The organism is Mesorhizobium sp. P160219, from assembly GCF_057786095.1.
Map to the genome: position 1 here is coordinate 2,249,036 of NZ_JBYNWG010000001.1, position 12,729 is coordinate 2,261,764.

Annotated in this window: 12 protein-coding genes; 5 read left to right on the plus strand and 7 right to left on the minus strand. The window is 61.6% G+C overall.

Annotated features, from left to right (window positions below; translation table 11 throughout):
• Positions 1 to 9: 9 nt before the first annotated feature.
• A complete protein-coding gene (locus AC3EMP_RS10860) occupies positions 10 to 255 on the minus strand; it encodes a hypothetical protein (protein ID WP_352638757.1) in 246 nt (81 codons plus the stop codon).
• On the opposite strand from AC3EMP_RS10860, the gene AC3EMP_RS10865 reads away from it, so the two are divergent.
• Positions 244 to 1,386 (plus strand): Mur ligase family protein, encoded by a 1,143-nt coding sequence (locus AC3EMP_RS10865; protein ID WP_488494728.1) that lies wholly within the window; start codon positions 244 to 246, stop codon positions 1,384 to 1,386. The genes AC3EMP_RS10860 and AC3EMP_RS10865 overlap by 12 nt on opposite strands.
• Positions 1,387 to 1,471: 85 nt before the next feature.
• Positions 1,472 to 2,767: a Mur ligase family protein gene (locus AC3EMP_RS10870; RefSeq protein ID WP_023701813.1), complete on the plus strand. Its 1,296-nt coding sequence runs from the start codon at positions 1,472 to 1,474 to the stop codon at positions 2,765 to 2,767.
• 22 nt (positions 2,768 to 2,789) lie between these two features.
• Here AC3EMP_RS10870 and AC3EMP_RS10875 read toward each other — a convergent pair whose 3' ends face one another.
• From AC3EMP_RS10875 to AC3EMP_RS10885, 3 genes are all read right to left on the minus strand, one after another.
• Positions 2,790 to 3,635 carry an SH3 domain-containing protein gene (locus tag AC3EMP_RS10875; protein ID WP_023697306.1) on the minus strand — a complete coding sequence of 282 codons (846 nt, stop codon included), beginning with the start codon at positions 3,633 to 3,635 and terminating at the stop codon, positions 2,790 to 2,792.
• A gap of 275 nt (positions 3,636 to 3,910) precedes the next feature.
• Positions 3,911 to 5,197: an NAD(P)/FAD-dependent oxidoreductase gene (locus AC3EMP_RS10880; protein ID WP_352712776.1), complete on the minus strand. Its 1,287-nt coding sequence runs from the start codon at positions 5,195 to 5,197 to the stop codon at positions 3,911 to 3,913.
• Positions 5,198 to 5,324: 127 nt separating this feature from the next.
• Complete coding sequence (locus tag AC3EMP_RS10885) at positions 5,325 to 6,761, minus strand: glutamine synthetase family protein (protein ID WP_023669313.1); 1,437 nt, start codon at positions 6,759 to 6,761, stop codon at positions 5,325 to 5,327.
• Between the two features lie 147 nt (positions 6,762 to 6,908).
• Here AC3EMP_RS10885 and AC3EMP_RS10890 point away from each other — a divergent pair, with 147 nt between their 5' ends.
• Positions 6,909 to 7,616, plus strand: coding sequence for an HAD family hydrolase (locus AC3EMP_RS10890; protein WP_352498572.1), 708 nt, complete (start codon positions 6,909 to 6,911; stop codon positions 7,614 to 7,616).
• Positions 7,617 to 7,646: 30 nt separating this feature from the next.
• Here the strand turns inward: AC3EMP_RS10890 and AC3EMP_RS10895 are convergent, their stop codons facing one another.
• The 3 genes from AC3EMP_RS10895 to aceA all read right to left on the minus strand — a co-directional run bounded on the left by AC3EMP_RS10895 (position 7,647) and on the right by aceA (position 9,969).
• On the minus strand, positions 7,647 to 8,108 hold the full coding sequence (locus AC3EMP_RS10895; RefSeq protein ID WP_488473750.1) for a response regulator: 462 nt from the start codon (positions 8,106 to 8,108) through the stop codon (positions 7,647 to 7,649).
• Positions 8,109 to 8,384: 276 nt separating this feature from the next.
• Complete coding sequence (locus AC3EMP_RS10900; protein ID WP_023669318.1) at positions 8,385 to 8,627, minus strand: SMc00767 family acetate metabolism repressor; 243 nt, start codon at positions 8,625 to 8,627, stop codon at positions 8,385 to 8,387.
• 52 nt (positions 8,628 to 8,679) lie between these two features.
• Positions 8,680 to 9,969 carry an isocitrate lyase gene (aceA, locus tag AC3EMP_RS10905; RefSeq protein ID WP_488494616.1) on the minus strand — a complete coding sequence of 430 codons (1,290 nt, stop codon included), beginning with the start codon at positions 9,967 to 9,969 and terminating at the stop codon, positions 8,680 to 8,682.
• 249 nt (positions 9,970 to 10,218) lie between these two features.
• On the opposite strand from aceA, the gene AC3EMP_RS10910 reads away from it, so the two are divergent.
• Together AC3EMP_RS10910 and AC3EMP_RS10915 are read left to right on the plus strand one after the other, a co-directional pair.
• Positions 10,219 to 11,646, plus strand: a complete 1,428-nt coding sequence (locus AC3EMP_RS10910; protein ID WP_352712774.1) for a helix-turn-helix domain-containing protein — start codon at positions 10,219 to 10,221, stop codon at positions 11,644 to 11,646.
• Between the two features lie 149 nt (positions 11,647 to 11,795).
• Positions 11,796 to 12,695, plus strand: a complete 900-nt coding sequence (locus tag AC3EMP_RS10915; protein WP_031199417.1) for a DUF2167 domain-containing protein — start codon at positions 11,796 to 11,798, stop codon at positions 12,693 to 12,695.
• Positions 12,696 to 12,729: the final 34 nt, after the last annotated feature.

Here is a 12,729-nt window from a genome sequence, read left to right on the forward strand (position 1 = left end):
ACGAACAGTTCACGTCGTCACGCCGGACCCCAGTTTGACTTCTCGATCACCCGAAAGGCATAACGGGATCGTGGATAGTGTTGGCGGGTGATGAAGATCAGGCAGCAGAAAAGTCGCTATGATCTGGGATGGCGGCTGCGGCTTTACCTGGCCACGCGTGCGCGGGCGCGAAGCAAGGCAATTTTCATCGGCATTACCGGAAGCTCCGGCAAGACCACGGCGGGAAGCCTGCTTGGACACATCCTGGCCGGTCATGGTTCGGTCCATACACAGGTTCTGGCCAACACGATGAAACTGTTGGTCTCGACGCTATCCAGGCGAATGGGAAAGGGCGGCAAAACCGACTACGTCGTCTTCGAGGCTGCTGCATTCGGCCCGGATACAATGAAGCCCATGGCCGAATTGCTTCGCCCCAACGTGGCTGTTGTCACAATGGTCCGGCTGGAGCATCGCGCCAGTTTCAAGACTGTCGAAAACGTCGCACGAGAAAAAAGCGCCCTGGTCGCGGCGCTGGAGCCGGGCGGCTTCGCGATGCTCAATGCCGATGACCCACTTGTGATGGGCATGGCCTCGGCGAGCGATTGCCGTTCCGTCACATTCGGCACATCGGAGCAGGCGGATTATCGCGTCAGCGATATCGAGGCCTCCTATCCCAAGCCGTTGCGGTTCTCGCTCCACTGGCGCGGCGGTGTGCTCGATATCGAGACGTCGTTCCCCGGCGAGCATTTCTGGCTGCCGACTTCAGCGGCGGTGGCAACCGCTCTTGAGCTGGGCGTGCCTGCGCAGATGGTCAAGCACAGGATCGCGACGTTCCAGCCTCTGGAAAATCGCGGCCAGGTGCTCGTCCCCGCGGGTGGCCCCCACTTCATCGTGGATGCCGCAAAGGCGCCCTGGCATTCGCTGAGCCTTGCCTTCGACATGGTAGCCGGATCGACATTCGGGCGAAAACGTATCGTTCTTGGCCAGCTATCGGATTTTTCCGGCTCGAATAACAGATATGCCCAAGCCTACAGCAGCGCGCGCGAGATTGCAGACCAGGTGATTTATGCCGGCGATCATGCCCATCGCTCCAAGGCGAACCAGGCAGATCGCGACAGCGGCCGCTTCATCGAATTGCGCACGGCCAGGGAAGTGTCGGACTACATCGCCCAAACCGCGCAGCCTGACGAGTTGATCCTGCTCAAGAGCTCGTCCAATCTGCACCTCGAGCGTGTCGCACTTGCCTGGACCCACGACGTCAAGTGCTGGGTTTCGGTATGCGGCAAAACCGAGGGATGCGAGCAGTGCGGCCTCTATGAAGTGCCGTTTGAGCAGCACCGTGAGTTTGTGGCGCAGAGAAAATCGAAGCGCCGCAAGCACAGACTGCTGCGGCTCCTCGGCCGCTAGAATCTTTGGCTGAAGCACGCCAGCGCCCGTTTGACTCTGGAACTTGGCACGACGCATATTAGGCTGGGCTAAAAGCTGGCGGGGTGTGAAACTGGAATTGCTGAAAATTCGCAAGGACTTGGGCTGGGCGCTGCGACGGCTGCAGGCGCGCTGGGTGCGGGCGCGTAACAAGGCGACGTTCATCGGCATTACCGGCAGCTCCGGCAAATCCACATCCACCAGCCTGCTTGCACACATACTGGCCGCCCAAGGCAAGGTGCATCTACAGGCCCAGGCCAATACAATGCCTGCGCTCATCCGAACGCTTTACAAGCGCCTGAGGAAGGCCGGCAAAGTCGATTACGTCGTTTTCGAAGCCGGCGCTTCCGACTTCGGCACGATCAGCGCCATGGCGCAGATGCTGAAGCCGAGTGTGGCGGTGGTTACGATGATCCGTCTGGAGCATTTCGGCAAGTTCAAGACTCTGGAAGCTGTGGCGGGAGAGAAGCGGGCGCTGGTCGGGGCACTCCAACCTGATGGACTTGCGGTTCTCAATTGCGATGACCCACTGGTGATCGGCATGGCGTCTGGCGCGAAATGCCGGATTGCGACCTTCGGCCAGTCCGGCGAGGCAGACTACCGCGTGAGTGACGTGCATGCCGCGTATCCGGAATTGCTGCGGTTCACCCTTCATTGGCGCGATGGCAGCCTGAATATTCAAGCGCCTTTTCCCGGCGAGCAATTCTGGCTGCCGACTGCAGCGGCTGTTGCCGCCGCCTTGGAACTTGGCGTCCCGCCAGAGCAAGTCGTAGCGAGAACGGCATCGTTTGCACCACTGCCCAACCGCTCTACGGTGCAAGAGGTATCCGCGGGTCCGAAATTCCTGGTCGATACGGCCAAAGCGCCCTGGCATTCGCTCAACATTGCTCTGGAGATGATTGCAAAGGCCAAGGGTGCTCGCAAGCGCATTGTGCTGGGGCAGATATCCGACTACGCCGGCTCGTCGAGGAAATACGGCGCCGCCTACAACATCGCGCGCGAAATCGCCGATGAGGTCATTTATACCGGCGACAATGCGCATCGCTCGCGCGCCAGCCAGGCCGACCGCGACAGCGGCCGTTTCATTGAGCTTCGCACTGCCAAGGAAGTTTCGGATCATATCAAACGGACGGCAGTCCCAGGAGAACTGATTCTGCTGAAAAGTTCGTCCAACCTTCATCTGGAAAGGATCGCGCTCGCCTGGACACACGACGTCAAATGCTGGGTCCCGATATGCCGCAAGTCGGAAAGCTGCCAAATGTGCGGCCTCTACGAGGTGCCGTTCGAGGAACAGAGGGATTTCCTGGCGAAGCGCAAACTTGCTCGCAGAAGACACCGTTTCAGATGGCTGCTCGGCGGCTGACCAGAATTTGGCGGCTTGCGTCTCAATCCCCGGTCTTGATGTAGCTCTTGTAGATCCAGCCGCGCTTGCCGTTGTAGACGATCTGGCACCATTTCTTGCAACTCATCACCTGCACCGACGACTTGGCGGGCACGGTCCCCATGGCGGCGGCGTTTTTCTGCGGACCGCTGCGCATTGTCACCGCCCTGAGGATGCGTCCGGTGCCGGCGGCAGCAGCCACCTTCTGTGGCTTGGCCTTGGCCTGGGTATCGTCCGTTGCGGCGGAAGATTGCTCGTTTGGAAGTTGCGGTTTTGGCGTCGGTATGGCGGCGGTCTCGGCGTCGTCGTCATTGGCGGGAGCAGCGACCTTTGACAGCTGCGTCGTGGCGTCGCTCTGCGCCGCCGGTTCTTCGAATGCCGCGGCATCAGACGGTTTGGCGGCAGCCTGCTCGGCAGGCGCCTGATCGGATGGCGTCGCGGCAGGGTCGCTGTTGGATTGCGCCGCAGTCCAGCGCGGATCGTTCGCCGACAGCGGCGGCATGGCAGCCCCACCGGCAGCGACCGTCGATGAAACCGCATCGCCCTTGCGCGCGGCTTGTGGCGCCGCTACCGCGGCAGCCGTGGCCGCGACCGGGGCAATCTTGGTCGTCTTGACCGGAAAAGTCGGAACGTTCTGCTGTGTGCTGGCGATCGCTTGCCGGTCGCTGGCCGGCAACGCCAGCCAAAGCGCTATGCCCGCCACGCCAAGCAGCGCTGCGGTGCCGACCGCGGCGATCACCAGATGCGAATTCGTGCGCACCCCCTGCCAGAAGGAGGGCCGCATGTCATAGCCGAATTGCATGGCGAAGCGCCGACGTTCCGGCGCGCCGAAACTGAAGGGCTCGTTCACTCTTGCCACCTCCAAAAGATGAGCCGGTGTTCTTTCGATCGGCGCCGGCAGCCCGGCATTCGATCGGCATCGGTCCCAACAACAAAGCGGGCAGGCCCGCAGAAATCCCCGTTCAATCGCCCAGAACCGGCATCCTTTGCCCTTGATTGTGGCATCAGTGCGCCCTCAGGGGAATTGTGCGCTCTTGTTAAGGATTCTGCAACGTCTCGCTGCGGCAACCAACAGCTCAATAGAATCAGCTCAGTACCAGCCACGGCCGATATGAGATACTTTCTCTATATTCGGTCCCTCAGGGCAAACCAGTTCAGTGCCAAGAACAATAATGGCGTTCTAAATCGCCGGCCGCCGGGAAAAGCCGGGATGTTCAGGTCCTCGATCAGCTTCAGTCTGTCGCGGTTGCCGGCGACGGTCTGGGCATAGAGCTTGCCGAAGAAGTTCGACAGCATCACGCCGTGGCCGGAATAGCCTCCGGCCGAGATCACATTGGGCATCACCTCGCGCACGAACGGTTTCCTGGGCATGGTGATGCCGACATAGCCGCCCCAGCCATGGGTGATCTCGACATCGCTCAGTTCCGGATAAAGCTCGGCTATCTGCCGGCGGATATGGACATGGATGTCCTTCGGATCGTTGACGCCATAGACCTCGCGCCCGCCGAACAGCAGCCTTCCATCCGTGGATTTGCGGAAATAACGCACGACGAAACGCGAATCGTCGACCGCCTCGCCGTCCGGCAGCACTTTCGAATCGACGCCCAGCGGCACCGTCGCGCCGATGAAGGAACCGATGGGCATGATGTGCGCGGCACTCACCGGCTCGAGCGTGCCGCCATAGGCATTTACACCGATCAGGCATTTCTGGGCGGTGATGGTTCCTCTCGAAGTCGTCACCCTGACCTTGCCGCCGCTGGAGGTAACACCGGTCGATAGTGTCTGCTCGAACAGGTGCGCGCCGGCCGCTGCCGCCACCTTTGCCGTGCCGATCACCAGCTTCATCGGGTGGATGTGTCCGGTGCCGGTGTCGCGGGTGCCGCCGAAGTAGCGTGTGGAGCCCAGCCGTTCGGCCGTTTCCCTGGCATCCATGAAGGCGATGTGCGGATAATTGAAGCGGCCCGCCATGATCTCGGCATGCGCCTTGTAGTCGTCGAGATAACGCGGCTTGTGCGCCACGGACAACTGGCCGGGCATATAGTCGATGTCGATCTGGTTGACGGCGGCGAATTCGAGCAGGTGCGCTTTCGCCTCCTCGGCAAGGTCGAACAGCGCCTTGGCGCGGGAGAAGCCGTATTCGGCCTCCATCTCTTCGGCCCAGGCGCGCTGGCCCGTGCCGAGCTGGCCGCCATTGCGCCCTGAAGCGCCGTCGCCGAAGCGATGCGCCTCGATCAGAACGACGTGGGCTCCCGCCTTCGCCAAATGAGCGGCCGCCGACAGCCCGGTGAAGCCACCGCCGACGACGACGACGTCGCAGCTGCGGTCGCCGTCCAGGGCAGGGTACTCAGGGCGTGGTCCGGCTGTGTCTTCGTACCAGGAGCGACCGGGGGAGATAGGTGATTGGTAAGGCATGGGGACACCAGCCAATGGTGAATGGTGAATGGTGAATGGCTGCGAGACGCACGACGTCTGCGCTCATCCATCCAATATGAAACTACTCACCATTCACTATTCACCATTCACACGACGAAGTCGCCGCTCACACGTTGAGCAACAGATACTCCCGCTCCCACGGGCTGATCACTTCCATGAAGGTCTCGAACTCCGCCCGCTTGATCGCTGCATAGGTTGCGGCGAAGGACTTGCCCAGAAGAGCGCATAGTTCCTCGTCGCCTTCGAAAAGATCGACGGCTTCGAGCAGGCCGCGTGGCAGGTCGATCTCATCGGCGTTTGCGGTGGTCAGCACCGGAGGCTCGGCCTTGATCTTGTTGGTGATGCCGATCAGCCCGCAGGCAAGTGAGGCCGCCAGCGCCAGATAGGGGTTGGCGTCGGAAGACGGGATGCGGTTTTCGACACGCCGCGCCGCCGGATCCGAGCGCGGCACGCGGAACGCCGTGGTGCGGTTGTCATAGCCCCATTTGTTGTTGACCGGCGCCGAGGCCGACTGCGTCAGCCGGCGGTAGGAATTGACGTAAGGGGCAAACATCACCAGCGCGTTCGGCACATGCTTCTGCATGCCGCCGATGAAATGGAAGAAGTCGTCGGTTTCCGAGCCGTCCTTCGCCGAAAAGATATTCAGCCCGGTCTTCTTGTCGATGATCGACTGGTGGATGTGCATGGCAGAACCTGGCTGGCCCTGGATCGGCTTGGCCATGAAGGTGGCATAGATCTCATGCTTCAGCGCTGCCTCGCGGATGGTGCGTTTGAACATGAACACCTGGTCGGCGAGCTCGACCGGATCGCCGTGACGCAGATTGATCTCGAGCTGGCCGGCGCCTTCCTCGTGGATCAGCGTGTCGATCTCCAGGCCCTGGCTTTCGGAGAAATGGTAGATGTCGTCGATCAGTTCGTCGAACTCGTTGACGCCGGCGATCGAATAGCCGGCGCCGCCGCCGATTGCCCGTCCGGAACGCCCGACGGGTGGGGTCAGCGGATAATCCGGGTCGGGGTTCTTGCGCACCAGATAGAATTCGATCTCGGGCGCCACCACCGGCTTCAGCCCGCGCTTGTCATAGGCTGCTACCACGCGCTTCAGGACGTTGCGCGGCGTGAACTCGACCGAACGGCCATCCTGATGGACGAGGTCGCAGATGACGGCGGCCGTCGGGTCTTCTTCCCACGGCACGACGGTCAACGTCGACAGATCCGGCATCAGCTTTAGGTCGCCATCATCCTCCGGATAGTGGAAACCGTTGCCATCCTCGGGATAGCCGCCCGAAATCGTCGTCATGAACACTGCCGATGGCAGCGCCAGCGAGGTGTTGGAAGTGAATTTCTTCGACGGCATCATCTTGCCGCGCGCGACGCCAGCCTGATCAGGCGTGATGCATTCTATGTCTTCGATGCCGCGCCATTCCAGCCAAGCGCTGACTTCCTTCCAGTTCTTCACGCCGCGTTGATTTTTCACGAAGGCAGGCGTTCGGACGCGTCCTCCGCGGGTCGACGGACGGACTTCCTTTTTCGCAGGCGGCATCATTCACCAGTTTGGGTTGCAATTTTCACAGTATAGCTGCTGCCGGTGATGGAAGGGAAGGGGAGCTGCCTGTCTTCACCTTCCCGGTTGAAAATCGCGCCACGCAGATTAGGGTCAAACTCCCGCAGATCGAGTAGCAGAAGACACCGTATGCCAGGCAAATTGACCACTATCGGCTTCGACGCCGACGATACCCTATGGCAGAACGAACAGTTCTTCCGCCTGACCGAGAAGCATTTTGCAACCCTGCTCGCCGACCATGGCGAGGCCGAGCACATCTCGGCACGGCTGCTCGAGGCCGAGAAGCGCAACCTTGCCGTCTACGGCTTCGGCATCAAGGGCTTTACCTTGTCGATGATCGAGACGGCCATCGAAGTGACCGAGGGCCGCGTGCCGGCCTCGACGATCGCCGAAATCCTTGCCGCCGGCCGCGACATGCTCGGCCATCCTGTCGAGGCGCTGCCGCATGCGCGCGAGACAGTCGAAAAGCTCGCCGGCGCCTACCATCTGGTGCTGATCACCAAGGGCGATCTGTTCGACCAGGAGCGCAAGCTGGCGGCGTCCGGCCTTGGCGACCTGTTCGATGCCGTCGAGATCGTCAGCGACAAGAGCGCCGCCACCTATGCCAGGATCTTTGGCCGCCACGGCAGCCCGCAGGACAGCATGATGGTCGGCAATTCGCTCAAGTCGGACGTGGTGCCGGCCATCGAGGCCGGGAGCTGGGGTGTGTACGTCCCGCACGAACTGACCTGGGTGCTCGAACATGTCGAACCGCCGGTGGCAGCACCGCGCTTCCGCCAGATTGTCGATCTTGGCGAACTGCCGGCTTTGATCGAGAGCATCGGCAAGGAAGGCTGACCGCCCCGCACGCGTTCGGGCGGATTGCGATCAGCCGCGCCCGAGACTGATCAGCCGGTCGACCACCGGCTGCAGCCTTTCGGTGGTGATCGGCTTGGTTACCACCACATCGACCACGCTCGACAGGCCCAGGCTGTCGGGCGTGCCGGTCTTGGTTGAAAGCAGGATCACCTTGGGGAGCGACCGCCCAGATGTCCGCCGCAAGGCGTCGATGGCCGCCATCAGCGCGCGGCAGTCCTCGTTGTCGGGGCCGCCATCGAGAACGACGGCGCCCGGAATGAGGGTTCGCAATGTCTTGGCCGCCATTTCGGGCAACTCGGAGATCGGCTTCAGTCCGGACTTCTCGACGATCTTCGACACCACCACCCGGTTGATCGGCGATTTTCCAACGACCAGCACGTGGGAGAAATCCGTTGATATCTCGGAGTTCGCGTCCCTGCTTGACGAATTCAGATGTTTGGCGGTGTCGGTCTCGCGGTTCACAGGGCACATGGGCGGGGCGGGCACTCGGCGCTGCTTCAATGCAGGGTTGAAATCCGAGAGCCAATTGGCGTGAGATCGCCCGCCATGTCAAGCTGAAATGACGGACCTGCGAAATATAGCCGGAAATATTAAACCCCGGAGACAAGGTCTGTTTTCGAACTGTAGTTAAGTTTACGCTCAAAAGCAAAAGTCACCCGCGCTGAAAACCCGCGGGTGACGTTGAAATCGGCCAGTGAGCGGCGGGGTCCATAGGTTCCACAAGCACAAAGCTTCCGTTAGGGAAGATCAGCCGTGACTCTTCTGCGTGACGATCACCGGGATCAGCAGGTCGCCCCAATTGCCGTCGCCGCCATGATGCCGGGCCGAGCGCACCAGTTCCACCGAGACGCCGGCCTCCACTGCCTTCATCACCGATTGATTGAGCCGGTGCAGGTCGTTGGCCAGCATGCGGATGGTCGCCTGTTGGTCGACACTCATCGTGGTGGACTGCTCTTCTGCACGTTCCTTGACGCGGCTTATGGATGCCATTTTCTTCTCCCTTGCCCTTCGGGCGTTTCCTCTGTTGGTTATGTCGATCGGTTCATTCCGCTGCCGGCTTGAACTGGGCGTGCTCAGTCAATTCATGCATGGCGGCGGTCGAGGACTGGCCGCCGCTGATCGCCATTGAGACGGCGTCGAAATAGCCGGTGCCGACCTCGCGCTGGTGCTTGGTCGCGGTGTAGCCGTGGACTTCGGCCGCGAACTCGGCTTCCTGCAGCTCGGAATAGGCGGCCATCTGCCGCGCCTTGTAGCCGCGGGCCAGCTCGAACATGCCGAAGTTGAGCTGGTGGAACCCGGCCAACGTGATGAACTGGAACTTGTAGCCCATGGCGCCGAGCTCGCGCTGGAACTTGGCGATCGTCGCGTCGTCGAGGTTCTTCTTCCAGTTGAACGACGGCGAGCAATTATAGGCGAGCAGCTTGCCCGGATGATGCCTGCGCACGCCTTCGGCGAATTTCTTGGCCTGCGCCAGATCGGGCTTGGATGTTTCGCACCAGATCAGGTCGGCATGCGGCGCATAGGCAATGGCGCGCGCTATGCACGGTTCGATGCCGTTCCTGACCTGGTAGAAGCCTTCAACCGTGCGGCCGGCATCGTAGTCGACGAAAGGCTGGTCGCGCTCGTCAATGTCGGAGGTCAGAAGCTTTGCCGCTTCCGCATCGGTGCGTGCCACGACTAGCGTCGGCGTGCCCATCACGTCGGCCGCCAGACGCGCCGCGTTGAGGTTGCGGATATGCGCGGCGGTCGGGATCAGCACTTTGCCGCCGAGATGGCCGCACTTCTTCTCAGAGGCCAGCTGGTCCTCATAGTGGACGCCGGCAGCGCCGGCCTCGATGAACGCCTTCATGATCTCGAAGGCGTTGAGCGGTCCGCCGAAGCCGGCCTCGGCATCGGCGACGATCGGCGCGAACCAGGTGTCGACCGACAGGCCGTTGCCTTCCGAGGTCTCGATCTGATCGGCGCGCTGCAGCGTGCGGTTGATGCGCTTGACCAGTTCGGGCGCCGCATTGGCGGGATAGAGCGACTGGTCCGGATACATGGCCGACGCGGTGTTGGCGTCGGCGGCTACCTGCCAGCCCGAGAGATAGATTGCCTTCAGCCCGGCACGCACCTGCTGCATCGCCTGGTTGCCCGACATGGCGCCGAGTGCATTGACGAAGTCTTCCTCGTGGATGAGCTTCCACAGCCGGTTGGCGCCCATTTCGGCAAGACTCTGGCGTATCTGGACCGACCCGCGCAGCCGCTTCACATCGTCCGGCGAATAGGCTCGTTCGATGCCGTCGAAGCGGCCTTCGGGTGCGGATGGGACAAGATTGTAAAAATCAGTCATTGGTCACTCCAGATCAATCGATGCCAGTGTCTTGAAATGCCGCACCCTGGGAGGGTGTGCGTCGTCTGTGTGTGACATCATTTACATTGCGCCGCGACGAGAGCGAGGAAAACCGCCATTTCCGGTAGAAAATAAGAGAAAACCTGTGTTGTGTTTGACTGCTTGCCGCTGTAAATCTGTCATGATTGTAAAAAGATGGTGCGCCGTTCATCGCTCGCAAGTCGTGTAAATTCCTGTCAAGGAAAGCCGATGGCCGACCAGAAGATATTCGCCGGGCCGCGCATCCGCCGCATCCGCATCGCCAAAGGCCTGACCCAGACGGCGATGGCCGAGGGGCTCGGCATCTCGCCGTCCTATCTCAATCTGATCGAGCGCAACCAGCGCCCGCTGACGGTGCAGCTGATCCTGAAGCTGGCCTCTGTCTACAAGGTCGACCCGCATGAATTGCAGGGTGAGGCGAGAGGGTCGATCTCGGCCTTGAAGGAAGTGTTCGGCGACCCGCTGCTTGCCGGTGAGCTGCCGGGCGACCAGGAACTGATCGAACTGGCCGAGGCAGCCCCCAACGCATCGGCTGCGATGATAAAACTGTTTCGCGCTTACCGCGAGCAGGCCGAGCGGCTGTCCGATCTCAACGAGCTTCTGGCGCGCGAGGGCCGCGCCACGGCGCTGTCCGGTGCGCGGCTGCCGATCGACGAAGTGCACGAGATTTTCGAGCGCCGGCCGAACCATTTTGCAGCACTCGAGGAGGAGGCCGAGGCCTTCACCTCGGTGCTCGACCCCGGCGACGATCTGTTCGGCGCGCTGAAGGCGTGGCTGAAGCGCGAGTATGGCATCGTCGTCAAGGTGCTGCCGGTCGCCACCATGCCGAACTGGCGCCGCCGTTATGACCGTCATTCGCAGCGTCTTTTTCTATCGGAGCGGCTGTCGCCGTTCGACCAGTTGCGCGAAGTCGCCATGGAGGCCTGCCTGATCCGCATGACGGTCGCTGTCGCGGGCGAAATTCAGGCGCTGAAGCTCGGTACGGACGAAGCCCGCCGGCTCGCCCGCTTCGAGTTCGGCCGCTACGCCGCCAATGCCTTGATGATGCCCTATCAGGCATTTCATGCCGCCGCCGTGCGGGCTCGTTACGACATCGATGTGCTGCGCTCGCGTTTCGGCGTCTCCTTCGAACAGGCGGCGAACCGCCTGACCATGCTGCAGCGTCCTGGCTTGTCCGGGGTCCCGTTCTTCATGCTCGAGGTCGACAATGCCGGCAACCGCTTCCGCAAGGCCGGCGGCCAGGGCTTTCCGCAAAGCCGCTTTGGCGGCGGCTGCCCGAAACTGCCGGTCCATGCCGCTTTCGCTTCGCCTGGCCAAATCCTGGTCGAGGCGGTTGAAATGCCCGACGGCGCCGAGTTCCTCTGCATCGCACGCACGCTCGAGGGACCGCAGGGTTCGTTCTCCGAGCGTCCGCGCCGCACTGCGCTGCTGTTGGGCTGCGATATCGGCTTTCGCGACGAGATCGTCTATGGCGCCGGGCTGCCGGCAAAGGCCGGACAGGGCGCCGCCACGCCGGTCGGTCCCGCTTGCCGGCTGTGCGAACGCATCGGCTGCCTCGCCCGCGCCGAGCCGCCGGTGACCCGTCCGCTGGGCCTCGACGAGATGGTGACGGGCCTGAGCGCCTTCGATTTCCAGTGATGCTTCTCGGGCTGGAGGTCGCGGAAGACTGCAGCTGTTTGCGCTAAGCAATACAGCGCGGCCCGAACCATCGCCGAACCAAATATTGATTAAGCATCGGCGCTGCGCTATCGAAAGTGAGCTGCAGGGCAGCCAAGGGGGGACGGCTTATGAACAGGAAAGCTTTGTGGCTTGGCGTGGCGCTTGCCCTTTTGGCGGGGCCTGTTCTGGCAGAAAAATCCTCGGAATTCTTCAAGGACTATCAACAGTATAGTGACGACGGCAAGGCATTCCTGGACAAAATCGATCCAAAGACCGGCGCGGTCGACCTTCCCGAAGGCATCCATCTCGATCTCAAGGACAAGTTCTATTTTCTGGGCAAGAAGGACGCGACGTCCGTCCTGACCGAGGCCTGGGGCAATCCGCCTGATACCGCGTCCGAAGCAATCGGCATGATCTTCCCGGCCAAGTACGAGCCCATCGCCGGCAACGGTTGGGGCATCGAATTGCGCTATGAAAAGATCGGCCATGTCGATGACGCCGACGCCGCATCCATCGACTACACCGAATTGCTGAGCAGCATGCAGGCGGACACATTGTCGGCCAACGATCAGCGGGTGAAGGGCGGCTTTCCCCCGATCAAGCTGATCGGCTGGGCCTCGCCGCCGGTCTATGATTTCGTCCACAAGCGGCTGCACTGGGCCAAGGAGCTGCAGTTCGGAGACGATACCGTCCACACGCTCAATTACGACGTCCGTTTCCTCGGCCGGGAAGGCGTCTTCGTGATGAGCTACATCGCTACGGTCGAACAATTGCCGGAGATCAAGCAGAGCCTGGACGAAGTGCTGGGCGTGGCGGACTTCAACACCGGCAAGAAATACACCGATTTTCTGCCAGGCACCGACACGGTCGCCGCGGTTGGCATTGGCGGCCTCATCGCCGGAAAACTCGCGGCAAAGGCCGGCCTGATTGCGGTCGCGCTCATCGCCCTGAAAAAGTTCGGCATTCTGCTGCTGGTACCGTTGGCCGGTCTTTGGCGCTTTATCCGCGGCAACAAGGGCATGTCCTAGAAACGGCGGTGTTTGCCCGTATGGCTGCCGGTTG